The organism is Paeniglutamicibacter gangotriensis Lz1y (genome assembly GCF_000348945.1).
Lineage (GTDB): Bacteria > Actinomycetota > Actinomycetes > Actinomycetales > Micrococcaceae > Paeniglutamicibacter > Paeniglutamicibacter gangotriensis.
Genome location: NZ_AOCK01000006.1, coordinates 154200 through 175686 on the forward strand (window position 1 = coordinate 154200; position 21487 = coordinate 175686).

The 21487-nt window shown below is 63.5% G+C and carries 21 protein-coding genes and 1 tRNA gene; all 22 read right to left on the reverse strand.

Translation table 11 applies throughout. The annotated features are described in order from the left end of the window. Positions 1 to 5 precede the first annotated feature (5 nt). Complete coding sequence (locus ADIAG_RS11460) at positions 6 to 344, reverse strand: hypothetical protein (RefSeq protein WP_007271534.1); 339 nt, start codon at positions 342 to 344, stop codon at positions 6 to 8. Beyond that, the gene (locus ADIAG_RS11465) at positions 344 to 856 is read right to left on the reverse strand and encodes a hypothetical protein (protein WP_007271535.1); all 513 of its coding nucleotides are present in this window, start codon (positions 854 to 856) and stop codon (positions 344 to 346) included. The genes ADIAG_RS11460 and ADIAG_RS11465 overlap by 1 nt, the downstream gene beginning before the upstream one ends. Further along, positions 853 to 3075 carry a hypothetical protein gene (locus ADIAG_RS11470; protein WP_007271536.1) on the reverse strand — a complete coding sequence of 741 codons (2223 nt, stop codon included), beginning with the start codon at positions 3073 to 3075 and terminating at the stop codon, positions 853 to 855. The genes ADIAG_RS11465 and ADIAG_RS11470 overlap by 4 nt, the downstream gene beginning before the upstream one ends. A 15-nt stretch (positions 3076 to 3090) precedes the next feature. After that, a complete protein-coding gene (locus tag ADIAG_RS11475) occupies positions 3091 to 3828 on the reverse strand; it encodes a hypothetical protein (protein WP_007271537.1) in 738 nt (245 codons plus the stop codon). 9 nt (positions 3829 to 3837) lie between these two features. Beyond that, positions 3838 to 8478 carry a phage tail tape measure protein gene (locus ADIAG_RS20265; RefSeq protein ID WP_007271538.1) on the reverse strand — a complete coding sequence of 1547 codons (4641 nt, stop codon included), beginning with the start codon at positions 8476 to 8478 and terminating at the stop codon, positions 3838 to 3840. A gap of 263 nt (positions 8479 to 8741) precedes the next feature. After that, positions 8742 to 9014, reverse strand: coding sequence for a hypothetical protein (locus tag ADIAG_RS11485; RefSeq protein ID WP_007271539.1), 273 nt, complete (start codon positions 9012 to 9014; stop codon positions 8742 to 8744). A gap of 71 nt (positions 9015 to 9085) precedes the next feature. Next, positions 9086 to 9742 carry a hypothetical protein gene (locus ADIAG_RS11490; protein WP_007271540.1) on the reverse strand — a complete coding sequence of 219 codons (657 nt, stop codon included), beginning with the start codon at positions 9740 to 9742 and terminating at the stop codon, positions 9086 to 9088. Between the two features lie 2 nt (positions 9743 to 9744). Beyond that, positions 9745 to 9984, reverse strand: a complete 240-nt coding sequence (locus ADIAG_RS11495) for a hypothetical protein (protein WP_007271541.1) — start codon at positions 9982 to 9984, stop codon at positions 9745 to 9747. Between the two features lie 101 nt (positions 9985 to 10085). Further along, complete coding sequence (locus tag ADIAG_RS11500) at positions 10086 to 10607, reverse strand: phage tail tube protein (protein WP_007271542.1); 522 nt, start codon at positions 10605 to 10607, stop codon at positions 10086 to 10088. Positions 10608 to 10609: 2 nt separating this feature from the next. Next, complete coding sequence (locus ADIAG_RS11505) at positions 10610 to 10849, reverse strand: hypothetical protein (RefSeq protein ID WP_007271543.1); 240 nt, start codon at positions 10847 to 10849, stop codon at positions 10610 to 10612. Between the two features lie 10 nt (positions 10850 to 10859). Continuing rightward, positions 10860 to 11285: a hypothetical protein gene (locus ADIAG_RS11510; RefSeq protein ID WP_007271544.1), complete on the reverse strand. Its 426-nt coding sequence runs from the start codon at positions 11283 to 11285 to the stop codon at positions 10860 to 10862. Beyond that, entirely contained in the window at positions 11285 to 11629 is a 345-nt protein-coding gene (locus ADIAG_RS11515) for an HK97-gp10 family putative phage morphogenesis protein (RefSeq protein WP_007271545.1), read from the reverse strand. Before ADIAG_RS11515 ends, ADIAG_RS11510 begins: the two co-directional genes overlap by 1 nt. Positions 11630 to 11664: 35 nt before the next feature. After that, complete coding sequence (locus ADIAG_RS11520) at positions 11665 to 12093, reverse strand: DUF6093 family protein (protein WP_007271546.1); 429 nt, start codon at positions 12091 to 12093, stop codon at positions 11665 to 11667. After that, positions 12090 to 12479, reverse strand: coding sequence for a hypothetical protein (locus ADIAG_RS11525; protein WP_007271547.1), 390 nt, complete (start codon positions 12477 to 12479; stop codon positions 12090 to 12092). The genes ADIAG_RS11520 and ADIAG_RS11525 overlap by 4 nt, the downstream gene beginning before the upstream one ends. A 117-nt stretch (positions 12480 to 12596) precedes the next feature. Then, positions 12597 to 13673: a phage major capsid protein gene (locus tag ADIAG_RS11530; protein ID WP_007271548.1), complete on the reverse strand. Its 1077-nt coding sequence runs from the start codon at positions 13671 to 13673 to the stop codon at positions 12597 to 12599. A gap of 13 nt (positions 13674 to 13686) precedes the next feature. Next, a complete protein-coding gene (locus tag ADIAG_RS11535; RefSeq protein ID WP_007271549.1) occupies positions 13687 to 14037 on the reverse strand; it encodes a DUF2190 family protein in 351 nt (116 codons plus the stop codon). A gap of 2 nt (positions 14038 to 14039) precedes the next feature. Further along, positions 14040 to 15320: a hypothetical protein gene (locus ADIAG_RS11540; protein WP_007271550.1), complete on the reverse strand. Its 1281-nt coding sequence runs from the start codon at positions 15318 to 15320 to the stop codon at positions 14040 to 14042. A 172-nt stretch (positions 15321 to 15492) separates the two neighbouring features. Beyond that, complete coding sequence (locus tag ADIAG_RS11545) at positions 15493 to 16539, reverse strand: phage minor head protein (protein WP_007271551.1); 1047 nt, start codon at positions 16537 to 16539, stop codon at positions 15493 to 15495. A 14-nt stretch (positions 16540 to 16553) separates the two neighbouring features. After that, positions 16554 to 18116 carry a hypothetical protein gene (locus ADIAG_RS11550; protein ID WP_152426140.1) on the reverse strand — a complete coding sequence of 521 codons (1563 nt, stop codon included), beginning with the start codon at positions 18114 to 18116 and terminating at the stop codon, positions 16554 to 16556. 13 nt (positions 18117 to 18129) lie between these two features. Continuing rightward, positions 18130 to 19659 carry a phage terminase large subunit gene (terL, locus tag ADIAG_RS11555; protein WP_152426141.1) on the reverse strand — a complete coding sequence of 510 codons (1530 nt, stop codon included), beginning with the start codon at positions 19657 to 19659 and terminating at the stop codon, positions 18130 to 18132. Positions 19660 to 19916: 257 nt separating this feature from the next. Further along, positions 19917 to 19986, reverse strand: a tRNA-Ala gene (locus tag ADIAG_RS11560). 321 nt (positions 19987 to 20307) lie between these two features. After that, positions 20308 to 21120 carry a hypothetical protein gene (locus ADIAG_RS11565; protein WP_007271554.1) on the reverse strand — a complete coding sequence of 271 codons (813 nt, stop codon included), beginning with the start codon at positions 21118 to 21120 and terminating at the stop codon, positions 20308 to 20310. Between the last annotated feature and the right edge of the window lie 367 nt (positions 21121 to 21487).

Here is a 21487-nt window from a genome sequence, read left to right on the forward strand (position 1 = left end):
TCCTCCTACGGTGTGACGACAGCGTCGTAAATGGCTTGGATCTGGGTCTTCATGGTGGGAAGGCTTGCCAGGGAAGTGGTGTGTGCCGCCTGCGTGGTGGTGATCCCATCCAGCTTCGTGGTGTGCACTGACTGGGTCGAGACGATGCCGGCCAGTGTGGTTTGCATGGCGATCAGCGCGGACTGGATTTCCCCGACATCGACCTGCTGATCTGCAAGCTGGGCTTGGATGGCGTCCAGACGGGCGATGACGTCCGCAAGGGCTTCGATGGTGCCGGTGGCGTCGGCAGTGTATTCGCGGGCCGCTGCCATGGTGCGGAGCAGGGCGCTTGATGATGTGCCCATTACGCCGCGTCCACGGAGGCCATGCGCCACATGCCTTGGAAGGTGAAGGCTGTTCCTCCGGCGATGGTGGTGCCCGGGGCGACGGCGGCCAGTGCCATTTCCCCGCCGCTGTGGACGGCTGCGGCTGCCAGGGGGCCGGTGTGCCCGGTGGTGAGGCTCCCCATGTAGCGGGGGCGGAAGCCCTCATCGACCTGCCCAATGATGACGTTGGTGATGTTGCCGTTACCCGGCACGCTCACGGGCGCGCCGACATAGGTGAGGTTGATTTGCATGTCCACGTCCCGCCCCTCCCGGGAACAGGCGAAGGCCGTGCATTGCCAGTCGGCGGTTAGGGCCAGGACCCGGTCCACCTTGCTGGGCCCGGCAATCCAGTCCGTGGAATAGGGCTTGCCCGTGGGGCTCATGGCGTTGAGCAGGTCGGTGATGGTGGTGAACCATCCCCGGAACTGCCCAGCCTTGCGCATGGGTGAGGCTTGGGTGGGGCTGTCGGGGAATTGGTTTTGGATGGTCACCAGGTGCCTCCTAGGTCTATGGCCCACTGATCGAAGTCTTCGAAGGTGGTGATGTTGTTGGCTGCCAGCCAGGTGTCGAAGGCCGCGAACGTGGTGATGGATTCGCGTTCCAGCCATGCGTCGAAGTCCTGGTATGCGACATCGAGCAGGGCCAGGTCAAGGTGCTGGGTGTATCCAGTGGAATCCCCAGCCAGACTGATCCCGCTGATGATGGCCTCGGTGCGTAGTCCGGTGTGGCCGTCGGTCAGCCGGATGACGTCGCCGATTTCCCGGGACAGATCCGGCTTCACCCGCACGGAGTTGATCACTGCCTTGGCCGTGCTGGTTTGCCCGACGAGCCAGTCGAGGATCCGCTGGGCGGCGTCCGCATCCTGCACCCATGCCCCGGCATCCAAGCTGATCGGGTTCAGTGCGTCCTCCACGGCGGGTCCGTGGCTGATGGTCTCCGGCTCCCCGGGGGCGATGTGCAGGCCGGTGCGCAGGATCAGGCAGGGGGAGCCGGTGCCGTCCACCAGCCAGAGGGTGCCGCCGGTGGCGTTGGTGATGCTGATCTTCACCCGCGAGACCCCAGCCATCACCGCAGAGACCCGGATGGCATTGTCTGCCGGCCGCGCACCGGAACCGTCGGGGGATGTGGCTGCGGCCCAGCGGGACATGCGCCCGTCGGCGTACTTGGTGACCGACGGATCGGTGGGTGGCCACAATGGGACGAACGGGGAGAGCACGTTGGTGGTGCCGTTGATGTCCGCGTAGACGGTGACCGTCTTGCGGGCCGGGATCCGGATAGTCTCCGTCGATTCCCACAGCGTGCTCATCCCGTAGGAGGTCTCCACGTCCGTGGGGGTGTAAGTGAGCTCCACGCGGTCGGCGATCTCGCCCGGGTCGATCACCCACGCCAGATCCTCCAGTTTGTCCAGGGCCTCGATGGTCTCCACCGGGGCATCAGTGCCGCGCATCCGTTCCCCGTTGCGGTACACCAGCACACCGCCCGGAGTCATCCAAGCGGCGCCCATCGTCTTGGCCGCGATGTCCTGCACGACTTCCCACGCGGTGACCTTCTCGATGCCGAAGGCCGCGTGGATCGGGGAGTATGACATGTCGATCTGGGCCTTTGGGGGGATCCAGATCCGGGGATCGTCCGCGGCGTGCAGCTGTATCCCGCGAATCCAGCGGCCCGTGGGAGACAAGGTTGTGTCGATGGTGGCGGTGTCGGTGCGGGAGCCCCACGGAGCCGAGCCGAAGGCCGCGGTGGCCGCGGCCGACCATGCCCCCGAGCCGCAGCGCACTCGCACCGCGAGGTTGTTGCCGGTGCGGGTGACCTCGGCCTGCACCCGGCGAATCGTTCCCGACGCCACCGGGTACGCGGCCGAGGCCAGCGTGGTGATCCCGGAGCGGACATCGAGCTTCGTGGAGGAGAAGTCGAAGACCGCTCCGCCGATGATGATCCGCCCACCTGCGCCGGCCACGTCGCACGAGATATGGAACTTGTTCGGGACCACTGTGGACAGGCTGGCGTCGATGGACGAGCCCGGGCCGAGGCCCGCTTGGTGCTCTGCCGCCACCCACCCGGCGACGGTCGCCGTGATCGTGGATCCGCGGTCCGCCATCGTGCCCCCGCACAGCGGGACCGAGAGGAACGCGCTGGTGACCAGCGCGGGGGTCTGGTAGTAGCCGGTGGAGCGGGCGACCTGGTCGATGACCCACGAGGCGTCCAGCTCAAAGGGCGGTTCCGCGAAGCTGCTGGCCTTGGTGTTGTAGCGCCAGCGCAGGGTGAAAGGCTTCTGCATCCGGATCGGATCGCCGTCCAGCTCCAGATCCACAGTGGTGCTCAGGCTAGATCCGGCAATGGGTGCCAGGTGGAAGCCGCCGAGGCGCAGCCCGTGGGCCTGCCCCACGCCGTCGTGCGAGGCGTAGAGCGTGCAGGCGCCACCCGGGCCCAGGTTCAGCGGGCCTCGCGCCCACGGTGTCAGCGGGGCTCCTTCGGGCTGGGCGAAAGACACGGACCCGGAGGGGATCGAGTGCCCGGACGCTGCCCGCACCTGCCCCGGCAATGCGGAGCCGGTCAGCTGCTGGGAGACCGACCACGAGCCGACCTCCGCAGTTCCCTGTGGCACGTCCCCGCGGGCCGGTGGCCACTGGCTTCCGTGCAGCTCCAGGAAGATCTCCGGAAGCGTTTCCACATCGCCCTCAAGGGGCCAGCCAGCTGGCTTTTCCTGCATGGTTCCTCCAAGGAATCAAACGGTGCCGGGTTTCCCGACCTCCATCAAAGTGACCTGATATGCAGATCTTGTCTCTCGGTCAACTACCAGTTCCAAGGTGCGCTGCGGGTCCTGCACCGCCACCTTGCATGGGGTTCCATGCCCGGAGAAGAACCGCCCGTCCGGGCCGCCTTCGTGGACCCGCAAGCCGGATGCCCCGCCCGCCGATACGGTGACGGTTACGACCCCGTCGGCCAGCGGGGTGAAGCTTGCAGCGCAGGACCGTGAACCAGTGCCCGGCGGGGCCTTGACCAGGGCGAGCAGGTTGGGGCTGCGCAGGAAGGACGCCACCGTGGACCCGGCCGCCGCTGCGGACCAGAGCGACACCGTATAGGTGCGGCCAGCCAAGACCTGCACCGTCACGGCGTGCCCCACGGGAAGTGCCCCCATCGGACGACCATCCACCAAGACAGGAAGCCCGACCCCGGCCGACTTCTCGGCAGGGACCATATTCTCCCGCGCCGCGGCCACATCGTAGAGCCAGCACTGGCCCAGAAGCCCGTGGGCGGCGTCCGCAAGGAGCGCCGCCCATCCCGGGCCTTCATAGGCCCGGCCAACCTGCCATGTACGGGGTGCGCGCCGTCCGCGCTGGACGTAGCGCACACCCCCCGACGTGACCAGCTCCGACATCGTGCGCGCCGGGCTATCAGTCACCCCGCGGGACACCTTCAACGGAACCATGCCCCCGAGAGGGCCAAACAAAAATGCGGCCATCCGGCCCTCCTAATGATTTCCGTTGAACTTCTGGCCAGCCTGCACCAACGTGCCCGCCTGCTTGCGATCGATCTGCAAGTTGGCATTCAGCTGAACACTGGTCATGGCTTGAGCCAACCGGTCGTAGTCAATGACCACGCCCGCCGACGCGGGGGGTTGTGCAGCGTACCGGGCAACCTCAGCCGATGGTGGCACCGCGAATGCAGGCGCCTCGGCAAGCAAGCCCATTGCGCCCTGCACGTCTGACACCTTGGACAAGATGCCCAACTCGGCACCCTCACCCACGTTCACACCAGCACCAAACATCACCGTGGAAGGCGATTTGATCCCGAGTGACCGCTTGAACGACTTCTCCGCGTCCTTGCCCAGCTTGTAGAAGGCGTTATCGACCTTCTTTTGCTGAGAGGTGAGCCCCTTCACGAGACCTTCGGCGGCGTTGATGCCGCCCTTGGCCATTGCGTTGGTCAGCGATGTGCCCGTGGACAGTCCGTACCGCTCCACGCTCTTGAACGAGCTGTTGAAAGACGAGCGTTCGGACTTGTTCATGGACAGCATTGCGTCGGCCAACTCGAAGGTTCCCGAGCTGGTCCATTCGCTGATGACTTGCTCGATCATCGACGGATGGAAACCGGCCTTCTGCAAAGCGGCCACTTTGGATGACAGCTTCTTCGCACCGGACGCCATGGACTTCCCGTAATTCAGCAAGCCCTTCTTGCCCACGCTGGTGTCGTAGCCGTAGGCATCCTTCTGCCCTGCCAGCCCGCCCAGGTCGAACGCGCCGACCATGGAATCCCTGACACCATTGCGGGCCGAGAGCAGGTCGTCGCGCTTATCGGCCGCCTTGCCCAAGGAAACGGACAACTTATCCGACTGCTTCTCCAGTTTCAGCAGCTGCGATTCCATGCTGTATGCCGTGGACCGCAGTGTGGCGCGTTGCTTCTTCGATAGGTCCTTGTTGTTGGACTGGTCAAAGAGCTGATCCACCACAGACATTCCCGACCCGGATGTGAAAGCATCGACGATGTTCCCGCGCTTCAAGTCCCGGCGTAGGTCGAATTCCTTCTCCCGGAGCCGGACGACTCGTTCCTTGGAATCGTCGTAGGACTTCTTCGCCTTGTCGAGGTTCTTCTCGGCCGCGGCGATTTTCTTGTCGTTCTTCGTCCGCTTGGCTGCGGTCAGTTCCGCGGTGGCGGCCTTGACCTCGCGGGCGTCCTGGTCGCGTTCCTTCTCCGCCCACCCGGTCCGGGAGGTCGAGTAGGAGCGGGCGGGGGCCGGCTTGGCCTTCGCCTTGCTTGCGCCGCCAGGCAGATCGATGGTCTGCCCCGCGTAGATCAGGTCCTCGTTTTGGATCTTGTTGATCCGCTGGAGTTCCCGCCACGTGGTCCCGAACTGCCTGGCGATCCCGGACAGCGTGTCACCGCGCTTGACCGTGTAAGAACCGGCGCGGCCCCCACCGGCGAGCCCGGCCAGACCCTTGAGTTGGTCAACTCGTGGATCGTCCCGGTTGATCGCGTTCAGCAGGTCATCATGCTTGTCTGAGGACCGGCGGTTGATCACCCACTCCCGATCATCCACCCACACATGCGGGATGCCATCCGAGTTGATGCCCATGACCTTATCCGTGCCAAGCCCCGTACGAGGGACACGGCCGCCGTCAGCAAGCCCCGGAGCGCGGCCACCACGCGCCTTGGCCGCATCACGGCCAGGCGTTGCCTTGGCGCCGGGACCGCTCTGTCCACCCACTGCACCAGATTTGGTGTAGTGGGTGTTGATGGTGACGCTCTTGCCAGAGATGCTGTTGATCAGGCCCTGGACCCACGAGACGGTCCCATTGTCGGTCACGTTGACGTTGGCGGCCCCATCCTTGACGTTGTTGATGCCGCCCTGCACGACGGTGATTGTGCCGTCATCGCTCACTAGGATCTTCGCATCGCCATCGGTGACGCCATTGATCGCGCCCTGCGTGGTGAGGACGGTGCCCTCGTCGGTAACTTCAATACCAACGGTCTGGCCCTTGATGGCCGCGATCTGCTCTTTAGTGAGGTTCGTGGTGCCATCGTCGGTAACCATGACCTTGATTTGCAGGTCCTTCGGTATCTCCAAGAGTTGCCCGGTGATCCGCTCAGCGGCCGCGGTGGCTTCGTCTTCGATCCATGTTTTGATCGACACATCATCGGGGATGCCCATCGTTGAACGCACCAACGCATCAGCTTTCTCGCCCATGATCCCGAAGCCCTCAGCGGTCTTGATGCCCGCATCGTAGGTGGCTTGGTACTGAGCAACAACGTCCTTCTGCGACTTGGAGGTATCAGCGGCATAAGTTTGGGCAACCGCGATGCCTTCTTGCAGTTTCCCTTGGAAGAGCTGCAGCCCCGCATAGCCAGCATCAGTGCTGGCATTGAAGTCGTCCTTGCCCTTGTTGAGGACAGCGCCCATCTTGCCTTGGGAGTCGGTGATCTTCTTAATTTCGCCGTCCATGTCCCGCAAGCCCTTGGCCCACTGGAATGCTGCATCCTTCGATGACATCATTGCCAGCCCGGAGTTGAACAGGTAGTCAGTGAACGCGCCCAGGCTCGCCACGGAACCGTCAGCGGCGACACCGATCTCTTCGAGCGCTTCGGCCATTTCCTTGGACGGTGCGAACGCTGCACCAACACCACTAGCAACACCCTCAGCAGCACCACCGAGGGCTTCGAGCCCACCCCCAGCGTTGGCCGCCTCAGCAGCAACACCGGCCAGCGCGTCAGCGTAACCGGGGAACATGGCCTTGGCCTCTTCGACCGTGCGGCCCTGCTCCACAAACTTCTCAGCGATCCCATCAAACGCAGTCTTCGCACCCTCAACGTTCCCGGACCCAACAAGGTCAGCGAGGGACTGATCGATACGCCCGAAAGCTTCTTCGGTGATCGCCAAAGATCCCTTGACACCAATGGTGGAGGTGACGAGGTTTTCGCCCCAGTCGTTGAACTTCTGCCCAGCGGTCTTGTTGAACGTGCGATCAATAGCACTACCGAGACTGTCAATGTCACTGGTGAGGCCTTCGCCTGCCTTGTTCTTGAACAGCCCATCGAGCGCGTCCGAGGCATCCGGCGCATTATGAATGATTTTTGCCATCGCACGATCAACACGGCCCATGCCCTCGTCGATCTTGGACATGTAGGATGCTTCGGCGAGCTTCGCAACAGCAACCGTGACAGCACCAATGGCGACAGCTGCACCAGCGAACTTCGCGAACTTCTTCGCGACACCGGGGGCAGCGTTGCCGAACTTCTCCATCTTGCCGGTGAGCCCAGGGAACTCGAGGCCCAATGCTTTCAGGCCGCCCACTGTGGAAGTGAACGAGCCGACCATCTTCATGCCAACACCAGCAACGAGCGCACCAACACCAAGGAAGCCAGTGATGACAGTCAGGGCCCCAGCAATGGGGGCAGGGATCTTCGAGAACGCGGTAGCAATCCCAGCGACACCCTCAGAGACACCAGCAACCACAGGCAGCATGACGCCACCGAACGTGATGGCAGAGTCTTGAATGCTAGAGAGTGCGGCCTTGATCTTCGATTCGGTGGTGCTGTAGCGCTTGTCTGCTTCCTCGAGCAGTGCGTTGTTCGTTTCAAACTCTTTGTTGCCCTGCGCCATGGCGTCGCCCATGATGCCAGCCGATGCCGACAAGCGAAGGAGTGCATCCGATTCGCGGATGCCAGTGATGCCCAGTTCGGTGAGGATCCCGTTGACGGATTCGCCCTGCTCGCCAGCTGCACCAAGGCCACCAACGAACGCTTCTAGTGCCCCTGCGGCATCGTCCTTCCACATGGTGGAGAACTGGTCGGCAGACATGCCCGCGGTCTCCGCAAACGAAGACAGTGCCTCATCGCCGCCATCGACAGCCTTGCCAATGCGCTTCATCGTCAGGGACATGGCAGAGCCGCCAGCCTCAGCCTCAATACCCACCGAAGACATGGCAGCAGACAGGCCCATGACTTCACCCTCAGAGAGGTTCACCTGTCGGCCAGCACCGGAGAGACGCATCGACAAGGCTAGGATTTCGGACTCAGTGGTGGCGTAGTTATTGCCCAGGCCGACGAGTGTTGAGCCGAGCCTGTCAACATCCGATGCACTGGTGCCCATGATGTTGGAGAACCGGGCGAGGCCGGTTGCGGCTTCCTCAGCTGAAAGGTTCGTGGTTTCGCCGAGGTCGATCATCGTCTTAGTGAAACTAACGACGTCCCCAGTCTTGATACCCAGCTGGCCTGCGGCCTCAGCTACGGCGGCAATCTCGGTGTGAGTGGAGGGGAGAGTGCGTGCTAGTTCACGCAGCCCACCTTCAACCTCGGCCAGTTGCTTCGGTGTGCCATCCACGGTCTTCTTGACACCGGTCCAGGCCGACTCCCAATCGATCGCGGCCTTCGTCACCAGTGCGACGCCACCAGCTGCAGCAACACCGCCAGCGACAAGGCCAGTGGAGACTTGCCCCCAGGCCTGCTCGTGCATGCCAGCGACGCGGCCAAGTTTGCCGATGCCGGAGCTGGCCTTCGTGCTGGCTGCCTCAGTTTCCGCAGCGGCCTTGCGGGCGGCGCCGGCGGCGACCAGCATGTCACGCTTGAATGAACCGATCTCGGCCTTGATGCGAACTGTCACGTCACGAGTTGCCAACGCAGGGCCTCCAATATTTAGTTTTCGTCACCCCGACATGGGATGCTTGCGGCATGACAAACACGAGTGGGAATGTGCAGCACAAGCGCGGCCACAACACGATGATGACCGGACTCGCAATGCTCGTTATGGGCAATCGCGTTCGCACTGGTCGGCGGTTATGGGGATGCGCCTGGGCTGCAGGGCTTCGCGATCCTTGTGGCCCTCGCCGGGCTGGTCGCACTGCTGGTTGGTGTTGGCCGGCGCCGGGAGACTCCAGCCGCCTAAGCCTGCGTGTCCACCGGGTAGATCAGCTGGCCGGGGTACTTCGTTCGGTTCTTGTCCTCGGCCAGTGATTCCCGGGCGGCGCATCCGTGGCAGATGGCGTCGTCGTGCCATTCGATGCGGCCGACGTTCTCGTCCCCGCGGACCATGGAGTGCGGCAACCCGCAGCCGTTGCACAGGCTGTTCAGGTACTTGGTGTACGCGATCTGCATGATCCGGTCGCGGTCGTTGTACTTCCCGTCTTGCTCCCGCACGCCCAAAAGCACGGTCACGGGAATGGTGCACGCCCGCGCTGTCTCCACCAAATCGATCAGGTGTTGCCAGCGCGGGCGCGTGAGGGCCTCTACGATTTTGGGACAGTCACCAACGGCACATCATCCGAGGATGCGATGACGGCGTCAGCAATGAGGCCCATCTGAGCATCACCAAGGACGGTGAGCATGCGCTCCACCTGGTCCCGGCTGATCGGCGCCCAATCACCCTTGATGCGGGTCTTTGCGGCCATCGCGATCTTGCGAACGCGAAGCTCTCGGGAGACGACTTCATTCGTTTTCTCGTTGGCGCCGGTGCGTGCGAGTGCGTTGATGTCCGCGGGAGCTGTGATGTCCATGAGCTTTGCCGTGGTCTTCGCTTCCCGGCGGCCTTCCGCGGCGGCCGCTTCAATCTCCTTGGCGAGGTCCTTGCGGATCTGGTCCAAGAGGTCCAGCTCTTCGTTGCCGGTGATGGCGGAAACTCGGAACTCGCGCTTGGACGCATAGACCTGTGCCTCGAGCACCGCGATCTTGGCATCAAGTTCGGTGTTCGGGTCGGTTTCGCCGCCCAAAGCTTCGTCGCCTTCGGGCGGGGCCTGGTAGGGGATCCGCTGCTTTTCGAGTTCTTCGATGTCAGCCAAGAGGTCGAGGCGGCCAAAGAGGGTGACGTGGTGGGTGGTGCGTTCTCCACCGGCCAACCATTCGTCGAAGTCAAGTTCAGCGGTGGGGGTGTTCTGGTTTTCAGTCATGGTCAGACTCCTGAAGGGGTTTCGACGTTGATGGGGATGAAGATTTCGTGCTTTGCGTAGCCGTTGCTGTCCGTGACGATTCGGCGGCCCTCGGGGCCTGCCTCGAACACGGTGGCGTAGATGCCTTCCGGTTCGAACCGCAAGGACTTCGTCAGCTCGGGAGTAATGCCAGCCGCGGTGAAGAACGAGAGCCATTGCTCTCTGGTCACGGATTCGGGCACGCCGGGGATTGTCTTGCTCATGGGTCAGACTCCATTGCTTTGGGGGTCGTCAGACTCGGGGGGTGGTGCCGTGGCGGGGCGGAGTCTGACGTACACCCCGCCACGGGGTCTTGTGGGAGCGGTTAGACTCCGGCGGCCACGATGGCGCGCTCGTCCACGTTGTCCTGCACCGAGAAATTCATCTTGAACTTCTCATAGCCGGCGTCGGCCGGGGACAGGATCTGCGGGGTGTTCGTGAGAACCTCGTAGACCTGCACCTCGTCGGCGGCAGTGAACGGGTGCTCATGCGCCTTCGTGCCTTCGGGCTGCTGCCCAATGCGGGAAACGATGTACCCGTGGATGCCCTTCGAGGTGAAGGTCTCCCACGGGATGTCGTCGATGGCGTCCTTCCAGCGGAAGAAATCCATGACGGCTTCGTAGTTGGTGCGGCCGGGGGTGGACGAGTTGCTCGACGCGCACAGGGCAGGGTCGCTGATAGCGTCGTCACCGGTGGCGCCAAGGACGAAGTTGGCGGCGGTCACGTTGCAGGACAGCACGACGGCGCCAACGCCGGTCAGTTCGCTGGCCTTCGGGGCGCGGTAGTCGGCGAGGTCGGTAACGAACACGGCATGGCGGTTCGCGTCGGTGAGCATTTTCTGGCCCATGGTTATTTGCCTTCCTTCTTGGAAGCGACTTCACGCAGGTGCGGGAAGATCACGAGGTGTGTTTCGGGGACTGGGTTGTCGATCTTGCGGCCGGTTCGGGAGTCGCGGACGAAGACCTTGCGGCGCGGGTCAAGGGTTTTGAGCTTGTCGATGTCGATGACCTGAGCTGCTGGCTGTGCGGGTTCGGTCGCGGCGTCCACCGCTGGGGCGGCGGGCTCGGTGATCTGTTTGGGGGTTGCCACGGTGGGCCTCCTAATTGGTGATGAGCCGCCATTGCAGCGGCAGGTAAGCCCGGGCCGGGGTGGCCTGGGTGTCGGGGAGGGGTCTGGTGACCCGGAATGCGTCGGGGTCGGGCATGAGCCAGCCGCCGCCGATGGGCAGGTTGGTGAGTGCTGCGGTGACTTGCTGGGCAGCGATACGGCAGATGCGGGCGTCAGGGCCGACCACAGTCGTCTGTGGGGACCAATCGGCGACGGTGACGTCCACGAGTCCGGTTAGGTCGCGTTCGCCTGGTAGATCAGCGGCCAGCCCGGCATGGAAGGCAATGTAAGGGCGGATGTACCCGCCAGCCTCGGGCACACGCTCCGGGACCAGCCCGTCATAAACGCGAGCACCGATGTCCGGCAGGGACCGAAGCTTGGCCAACAGGAGGTCGGCTAGGACGTTTGGGTCAACCACTAGAGCGCACCACCAATGATTTGAGCCATCGCATCGGAGAACGCCGGCGTGTGCTTATCGGTGGCCGGGCCCATGTAGGGCTGAGCGGCCATGCGGCTGGTCCCCACCTCGAGGTAGACCGCGTAGCTTGCGGTAGCGCGGACCTCAGCCTCGAGCGGGCCCACGTCCTGACTGCCGATGCTGTTCTTCAGGTTGCCCGTATCGACCGGCGCGATACTCTTGGCAGTGCCCTCGATGTCCTTGGCGGTCTTGCGGACCACCTTCGACGCCAGTGGAATCGCCTTGGATGGAACCTTTTGCAGGTCCGCGGCCAGCTGGAACATCTGGGATGCATCAAAGTCCAAGGGGCACCTCCATAAGAAAAGCCCCGCCGGATCGGCTAGGGCTGTTGCTGGGTTTGGTTTTCGTAGGCGATGAAGTCGTTTTCCCAGAGCAGGGATCCGGCCATGGACTGCTTGAGGTTGAACACTCGGCCCACGGTCGCCACGATGTCGCCACGTTCGCCGGTGAACAACCGGGGGAGCGGGACACCAGCCCCGTTCTCGAACGGGAGGGCGATCAAGTACTGGCGTAGCTCGGACGGCTGATCTGCAACCAACGGCGACGTTTCACGTTTGAGTTCCTGCAGGCGGCACATGCCCGTCCACACGATGGCTTCGTTCGACCAGCCATCGGGCAGTGGGTACGGGGCCGGGCCCTCTTGGATCCGCTTGATGATGCACATGGCCGTCATCGTTTGCACGGCTACCGGGCGGTGATGCTCGGCCCAGTTGGTCGGGATGACCATGGCGTTGGGGAGGGGGCTCACCAGCGCGCCTCCGCACCTTCGGGCCCGCCCGGGCTGCAGAACGGGATGATTTCGAAGAAGCTGTCCGCTTCGGCGTCCGCCTGGTCGGCCTTGGCCCGGAGTACGGCGGCTTGCTTGCGGAGTTCGGCGGCGACCGCCGGCCCGTCCGTGGAAAGATCCTGCGTGCGGATCTTCTTCGACGTGAGCGCTTCACTGGTCGCGATGGCGTCCAGTGCGTCGGCGGCGGCCCGCCAAACCCCGGTGCGCTTGATGCTGTCCGGGTCGCCGACCACGTAGTCGTGCATGGCGAGGTAGCCCTCGAGGATCATGTCATCGAAGATCGGCGGCTCGGCGAGGTCGGCAATGAGCAGACGGACTTGCCCGGTGGGCGTGGTGTAGTCGGCCATGCCGCCTCCTAAAGGTTGTGGGGTGGTACGCCCGGCCAACTGTTAACTGAGAGTTAAGAGTTGGCCGGGCGTACCGGGGATCATTTTCCGGAGTAGTGGAAAATGATCGGGGTGAAGCTAGGCCGCGCCCTTGGAGCCGTAAGCGGCCTCAGTGAAGCCCTTCGCCGCGCCAGTAACGTGACGGCCACGGAAGTGAATCGTGTCGTCCTGAATCGAACCCTCGTTGACAGCGACAGCGCCACCACCAACACGTTCGCCCTGGTCGCGCTTCACGCGGATATCCACGGCCTCGTGACCGATCAGGCCGGTCTTCACGACTGCCGGGTTGCTGGTGTTCTTGCCCGGGAGCAGTGCCCACGAGGTGTTCTTCGTCGCGGCACCGTTTTGGTTCACGAACTCGCGGGACACCTGCAGCTGAATCTGGCCGCGGAACGGGTTCGACTCCGTGGTTTCCGTGGTCGCGCCGCCGTCAGTGACCTTGCGGACGATCTTCTCAGCGTTCAGGATGCTGTTTGCCTGAATGGCAAGACCCGGGCCGACAACGAGCACGAGGGTGCTGATGTCGACCAGTTCCTTGCGGTGGTTTTCCTTCACCGAAAGCGCCTGGATCGCCGCGATCAGGTTCTCGGAAGTCAGCGGCTTGTTGTCCACCGATCCGAAGAAACTGGTGTTCAGACCAGCCTTGCCCACGAGCACTTCGTAGACCTTCTTGTTCTCCGTGTTGACCGCGGCATTGCCGAGGACCTTTGGGAAGTCGGCGAGGTCGGAGAAGTCGCGGGACAGTTGCAGTTCCCAGGTGAGGTTGAAGAACTTGCCGGTCTTGCCGGTGCGGATCTCCACATCAGTTTCGGCCAGCTTGCCGCCCTTATATTCCTCCCCTTCCTTCACGTCTTCGAAGTACTCGTTGCCGAACAGGTCGACGAGCTTCTTGGGGCGGAAGTCGGAGAGGTTCTTCGGGAGTGCGAAGAGCTCGTATTCCTTGACTGCGTCCTTCTGGGCAGTCATGGCCTCCTTTTCGAAAGCGGCGCCGAGCAGCTTCGGGAAGTCGTCGGTGGTGAGCGCTTCCATGAGGGTGTTCTGTCGGGAGAAGTTCGAAGGGTTGCGACCTTCCCCGAACAGGAGTGCGGCTTCGTAGACGCGCTCGTCCAGGGTCGGGGCGGCGCGGAAGCCTTCAGTTGCGAGAGTTGTTGCCATGGTGGTGGTCTCCTTACGCTGCCGGGGCGGCGGGGGTTGCGTAGCCCAGGGGGACTACTTCGGCTGGTGCCGCGGCTGCGGTCTTCGTGGACAGGGCCACGCCCCACGGCTTGTTACCGGTGGCGGAGGCGTCGAGCTTGCCCGCGCTGGTGATGTACACCGGCAGGCCCTCGGTGGCCAGTGCGCCGGTAACTTCGATGTCCCACGAGGCGTCGAGCCAGATGGTGACCTTCTCGCCGGACTTCGCGGAGGTCTGGGCGACACCGTTGATCTGGCCGACCTGTACCGGTTCGCCGGACAGGACGTCACGCGGTGCGGTGACGCTGATGTGCAGGGCGTTGGAGTAGCGCTGGTTCTTAGCCATGGTTAGGCCGCCTTCCCGTGGAGTGCGGAGACGATGCTCTCGCTGGTGATGGTCTTGCCGGATTCGGTGACCTTGGCGGTTTCGCCTACACCGCGGGGGGTGCCGGCGCCGTGGGTGACCGCGATTTCTGCGGCGGCTTCGGTGGCGTCGGCGCGGAGCTTGTCCGGGTCGAACGCTTCGGCGGCCAGTGCGGCGGTGATGAGTGCGGCGCGGGTGACCTTGGCGTCGGTGTCACCGAATGCTTCGGCGACGATGGCTTCGGCGGTGGCCTTGGTGGCCTTCGCTTCGGATTCTGCGACCTTGGCCTCAGCGGCGTCTGCGCGCTTGTTGGCTTCGGCCAGTTCGCTTGCGGCCGTGGTGGCCCGGCTAGCGGATTCGCGGAGGTCCGCGAGTTCCTTGTCATCAATGGTTGCCATGTTGGCTTCCTCCTGATTTGGGGTTGCCCCTGCCGGGTCCGGCGGGGTGGTCTTGGTGACCGTGCGTAGCGCCTCGGTCGTGCTGGTTACGGGGACGTAACTGGTGGTGGAGCGAACTTCGATGCGACCTTCGCCGAGGGACACGGCGCCGTTTGCCAGCGTCCATGACTGCTCGTAGATTTTGAAGGATTCGTCGGACTCGACTTCGAACCAGACCTTGGCGTCGTCGTAGTCGCGGATCCACACCCATGTGCCTTCGTCGCCGTGCGCGGCCTTGAGGGCAGCCAGGATGAGTTGGCGTGTCTCGTTTGCCGTGGCCTCGATCGCGTGGCGGGTCAGTGCTGACTCGAGGACGGCGCTGATGTGCCCTCCGCGGCCTTCTGCCGTGACGTAGTCGACGCGATTCAGGGTGCTCGGGAGTAGCTTCTCCACGATCATTCCCTTGCGGCCTTCGACTTCACCTTCGGACATGATGGCGCTGGCGACGATGGAGTTGCCGATGGCGTCCTTCATGGCTGCGAGGTCTGCCCGCCAGCGGGGGAAGATGTTTGATTCCGCGAGCAGTGCCCCCTTTTCGCCGGTCTTGGGGTGGACGTAGTTCGGATCCCATCGGGCATCTTCGGCCAGGGCCGCGGCCAGCGTGGTGATGGAGCCGACGGGCTGTTCGAAGCGGGCCATTTCGCCGTCATGGTCGATGTGCTGGCGCGTGCCCTTGGGGAACACTCGGTCGTAGGCCGCCTGCTCGAGGACTTCGGCGGAGTAGTAGCCCGAGGATCCCCATCCGGGAGTGATGAGGGCGATGAGTTGGCGGCTGCCGGACAGCTCAACGGCGGTCGCGGTGGCTGCTTCTTTGATCAGAGTCGACATCGCGACCTCCTATGCTTGTGGGATGGCTATTGATGATGCGAACGATGCCGCTGGTGTGCCTGGGGAATGCCCCGAACATGCTTGGAAGCTGCACGGCGTCTACCTGCGCATGAGTGGCGGGTCCATGTCCGTGGAGTGCAAATGGTGCGGCGCGATCCAGTACGAGCCATCCCTAAGCGACGGGACGTAGCTCCTTCACGCGGGTGTTCGTCATGGAGTCCCGCCATCCTGGCGTTTCAACACGCTTCGTGAGGTCCGCCCATTCGATGTCGCCGTCCTGCAGCATCTTGAGCTTCGTCGGCCCCATGATGTGGCGTTGGGAATCCTCGGTGAGGTTGTCGAACCATGCCTCAGAGTCCGGGATCGCGTCCTCGGGCTCGTCGATATCGAAGCCGAGGTCCCGCCATGACTTCGTTTTGTCGATGCGTGCGCAGCGGCCTTGGTGGTGGTCGATGGGTCCGAACTCGTCGACGGGGTGGAAGGTGCCGTGGTTTGCGAGGCAGGACGGGCACGTGCGCCCGTCTAGGGATGCGGACCAGAACCAGCCGGTAAGTAAGTCCTTGTTCTGCTGCGCGGCTGTTAGGGCACCGTTCCTGTGCGCGTCCAAGAGTTCTGTTCGGGCGATGGTCGCCGCCCGGGTGAGACCCCCATTGAACTGGCCCTCGGCGCCCCGGAGGATGCGGCGGGCCGTGGTGCGCGGATTATCTCCCACGGCGATGGCTCTCACGAGTTCCCGCTTCATCATCCGCTCAACATCAGCAGGCAGTGGCCGGGACAGTGCGTGGATCTGCTCGGTGGAGCGCAGCACGATCGCGTCCAGTGCGGTCTTGGACATCGCATCGAAGTTGATGGCCACACCCGCGGCGTTCGGTGGCAGTTGCGACCGGGACACAGCGAGGTGAGTGTCGGCGGCATCCAGTACAGCGGACGCCAGGTCGTTGGTGACGGTGACCCGAGTTTGTGCGGCCAGCTCGTCCAGTGTGGTGCGAGCCTGCCGTAGAGCATCCTTGAGACGGCGTGACTTTGCCACCTTGGAGTAGGGGACGCGGGTCTTGCCGTCCCCGATGACCTCGAGCAACGCTTCGTGAAACTCAGGACCGAGGGAGTCCCAGGCGTCTACCCATGCTCGGGTGATCGCGACGATCTGCTCGTTGGACATGGTTCGGAGCCGGCGTTTGGTGTCGGCAGCGATCAGCAGTGTTTCATCCGTGATCGCCACCGCGCACCTACTTCCTACTGCAGCACCTTGGCCGGGTCTTCGCCGCGGCGGAACGCGTCCGCAGCAGCCTGCCCAGCCGTAACCGTTGGGTCGATGAAGTTTCCGTCATCGTCCTTCATTTCCTCAAGCCACTCATCCACGTCACGGATCTTGAGTGCCCGCATCATCTGCTCAGCTATCAGCAGCGGTGGGACATGGCCATTGGCTGCCACGAGAGCGTCCATGACCACGTCCAGCGGGATCTCTTCGAGGTCCGGGTACGTGATCGTCAGTGTCATGTCCTGCGGGCGCGGCAACCGGACCCGGAGGCGGTCATCGTCCCGCTCCACAGTGCCCTTGAGCGGGCCGCGGGGTGCGATGACTGCTTGTTCGATGACGTAGCCGAGGATCTGCCGGCGCGCTTCCCGCCACACTTCTTGACGGGACTGCATTTCCAGCCGGGTTGGTCGGTCCAGCGTCTCGGCCACGGCACGGGCCCCGGTCTGCCCGGGATCGGACAGGATCATCGTTACCGGGAGGCCCATCGCACTGGCGACCATGGCCGCCAATGGCTTCGCCGACTCGGAGTCCAGGGTGGCGCCGGACTTCGGCACCGCCTCGAACTTGTTGTCCTCCGAAGCGTTCACCGTGGACCCGGCGGGCTGCTGTTGCAGTGCCGCGAGCTGTTGGCGGCGCTTCTGCGCATCCGACTTCTTCCCACCCACGTTCTGCCACGCAATCCGCGACAACGACTTCATGAGCAAAGCCCAGTCCTCAAGGAACTCCTTGAACCCGCGAGCCCACGGCAACGCAGCATAAGCGTCACCGATACCGAACTTCCACCCATTCAAGGCGTTGACCTTGATGTGGTAGATCGGGGCATCCCACATGACCTCGACGGACTCCGTGGAACCGCCCTGCTGAATCCGCTTCTGCCGAGCCAAAGGCCGGTAAGAGATGTCCGGGTAGTAGGCCTTGCGTTGGACCTCACGGCCGTTCTGGTCAGCCTCCACCCATGTGCGCAGGTAGAACCAGGTCGTGGTCTTGTCGCCGGGCTTCGTGATCTTGTCCTCGACCTCGTCGAAGTCGATCAGACGGGGCTTCACACGGCCGGTGAGTGGGTTCGTGAAGAGGCTGAAGAACACGTTGCCGTCAGTGGTCAACGAGTCTTCGTTACGTTCGTTCGCTTGCGCACCAGAGAACACTTCGCGGACCTCGGGATCATCCAACCATTCTTGGATCAGCCCGTTGACGTCCTGGGCGCCGTTAGTGCCGTCGCCGGTGGCATTGGTGCCGCAGCCTTGCCCGTGCACGTAGGCGCCGCGCAGCTTCCCAGCGCGCTTGATCAGGGGGTTGGCCACGAGGAACACCCGCGCAAGCTCGGCTGAGGTCTTCAAGCCCTGCCGGGAGAACTCCTGCGCCGCATCCTGCGTGATCTTCTGCCAGCCCACATCCTCCCGCGCCATGATCAGCGCAGAATAGGACTCAGTCAGTTCCTCGAGGCGGTGCCCCATCGTCGCCAGCGTTCCCGTGGCAACCAGCTCCTTGCCCTCGGGCACGCCAGCCTCACGGAGGCCAAGCACTTCTAGAATGCCCACGGGCACCTCCAATTTAGACAGGGGAGAAAAGGAATCCACGGTCGTCATAGTCGTCGTAGACGTCATGGTTGACGAACTGCTGATCCGGGGACAACAGCGGCATAAGCAACAGGCGATTGATGGCCTGCGACAGCGCGTCCACCGTGTCATCGTGCTTGCTGGGGAAGTTCACGAGCTCTTCGCGAAGATCCTCAACGTTCGGCAGCAGCTTCGCGGTCGGGAGAACAATGTTCTTCGAGAACGCTAACGGCGACACGGCAGAGGCGCGGGCCGACTTCGACCCCTCGGGTTCAATTGGGATCAGGCCCATGATCTGCTGCTGTAGCGCGTTGATGACGGCAGGCCCATTGGCCTTGTTTTCCACGAATACCTGAATGCATTGCGGCCACTTGGCTTTCATGGCCAGCATTGCTTCGCAGGTGTCGTTGAAGTTCATCCGGCGCCGGACTTGATCCAGCAGATACGCGGTGTTGCCAACGCGGAGCCACACCTGCCCGACAACAAAGTCGGCGTTCTTCCCATCGGAAAAGGTCAAATCCCACGAGGCGGCTAGCTCGGTATCCTGTCGACCGATGCCGGGGATGATGTGTGCGCCATCCTCGCGGACAGTCCACATCGGCTCGTCGTAGGTCGCCCAGTCGCGGGGGAAGATGCCGCCCTCGTCCGGAGTAGGGGAGCCCTGATAAAGAGCTGCCCACGAGCGGGGCCCGGTGTCACGCTTGCGGCGCTCCCACTGGGCTTCGGTCATCCCGCGGGTGGTTTCCATCCACTCGCCGGGCTCACGGCCCAGCGGGTCGGTCTCGCCAAGTTCTGGGCGGTGGTTCGCTTGGGCGGGAATGTTGACTACCCGCCATTCCTCACCGCCGTTCTCGGCTTTGAGGACTTTCCCGCCAAGATCCTCCGTTGCCCAACGGGTCATCACGAGGATGGCCGGGGCGCCGGGGGCGAGGCGGGTCATGGCGACTTCACGCCACCAGTCCCAGTTGCGCTCCTGGTACCGCTCGGAGTCCGCATCTTCGCGGCCCTTGACGGGGTCATCCACGATCATGAGCTCGGAAGGCCGGCCAGTCAGGGATGAGCCAACGCCCGCGGTGAACACGCCACCGAGGTGGCCGTCTAGCTGCCATTCGGACTGTGATGCGACGTCGTTGCGGACCTTGAGGCCGCCCATGTCGTCGCCGTGCTCGGTGACGTCGTCGCGGATGACCCGGCCCCAGCGGCGGGCGGTGTCGGTGTTGTACGAACAGACCGTGATTCGGGTGTCCGGGTTCTGGGAGAGTGCCCACGCGGCGAACCGGCGGACAGCTCGTTGAGATTTTCCAGCCTGAGGCGGGCAGGAAATGATGAGGCGGGCATCGGGCGTGTTCCATGCCCAGACCAGCGCCTCGTCGAAGATCTTCATGGTGGGCGTCTGGACCGTTTTGGGATCCAGTGCCACGGCCATTTCGCCGGGCGTATCCCACTTCGGAATGAGGGGTTCGAAGGCCTTGATGGCGTGCTCTATCCAGTCCAGGTTCACGGCTACCTCACCGCTTCCGGTCATTCAAGCGTGTTGACGTCGGTACGTCCGCGGTTGTTGTCGCTAGGCGGTGTCGCGGCTTGCTCCCCACTCCGGGGGCCGGCAACCTGCGTGCGATCGTGTTGTGTTGTCGGCTCGTTGGCCGCCGTCAAGGGTGGTCCCGGTGGTGAGTCAGCTCTGGTCTGTGGAAGGTTTTAGCCTGATTTCCACCGGGAAGTTGTTGGGCCCGCACGTTGGGCTTGGTTGATGTCAGTCATTGTCGGCTTGCTGTGCGGGCCTCGTGGGTTCGGCAGGAGTTGAACCTGCGCGCTGGGTTGCGATCCCATGCTCTACCAACTGAGCTACGATCCCTTGTGCTTGGCCGCCTCATGTGCGGCCAAGCTCTATTCAGTTATGTCCACCAGTGGGCCTGCGAGTGCATCGAACCCTCGCCCGGCTTCTGTTCGGGCGTCTGGTGGTGTTTCCCCCGCACGCGTTCGCGAAAACATGATGTGCGGGAAGTGTTGGCGTGTGGCCGGTTGCTGGTCATTGCCGTCCGGAGGCCCCTTGGGGGTGGGCGGGTCCGCAGCTCGTCAGCGCTATTGTCGATAGGTTCCGGCCACACACGCGTGTTGAATATCGAGCCAGTGATCCGATATTGATTTCATCTTAGGGACAGTTGGGCGGTTTTGTCTACTTCAAGTCGACATGTTGCCTTATTGGAGTAGATGGTTTTGGCATGACTGCGAGTACGGCGGCGGGTGAATATCCCTCCGTGCGGGTTCGGAGGTCGCAGACTGGTGCGAGCTTGCCGCGGGTGACCCACTTTTTGGCGGTGTCGTAGCGGATGTGGATTCCGTAGGCTTTGAGGGCTCGGATGATTTGTGGGAGTGGTGCGAGTACGTGCCAGGCGCGGCTGATCTTCGCTTCGATGCGTTCCCGGGCACTGTGTGTGCTGCGGCAGGTGTCGCATTTGGCTTGGTCGTCGCCTTCCCTGCCGATGATCTGGCCGGCGCACCTCACGATGGTGTGCTCTTCCCAGACTGGTGCCCCGCATTCGCCGAGCAGCAGTTTGGGGGCTTGGCGGTCGGCTGCGTTGATGACACTACGCTCTGCGGCCCGTAGCTCTTGCAGGATGGTGTTGGCGTGTTCGTTTCCACGGATGAGGCCGATGTGAGCGCGCAGGAACATTCCCGCGGCGATGGTGTCGACCGGGGCCGGCTTGCCCTGCGCTTCCCCGATCATGCCCGCCCAGTACCGGATGGCCTCTTGGTAGTCGCGAACGCGGTCGCTCATGTCCACGCTGTACGGCAGTCCGGGGGCCTCTTGCCCACCGCCACCGCCACCGATAGGCGCAGGGGCTACCGCGGTGTTCGTCAATGTACCCCCGGCCGTGTTCAGGGTGCTGCGGACGCGGGACAGGATCCGACGCAGATCATCGGCTCCCGTGTTGCAGAGCGTGAGGCCTGCCGGGAGGTCAGCTTCGCAGTGTGTGCACTCGGTCATGCGTAGAACCTCCGGAGGTGTTCGGCCTGCTCGGCCTTGATGGATTCGGCACATGGCCATTCGGTTTCGTATGGGTGTTGGTGGCAGTGGGGTGGGCCAAGGTCGGGCACGCAGTTGCACGGCATGTGCTTGGCGTCTCGGGCGGTCACTTCCACCAGCCTTTGAAGGGCCGGCGTCCGTATCCGGTGTAGAGCGTGGGGTAGTTTGGCGCTTGGAATCTCGGCGGGCCGGGTTCCTCCCAGCCGTGCCGAGTCCATAGGGTCCGGCCGCAGCGGTCACAGCAGACGCCGGTTGAGCCCGACTCGGAGTAGCACCCGGTGTCCTTGTGGCCCTTGCGTTGGCATTGCTGCCTCACTACCCATTCGCG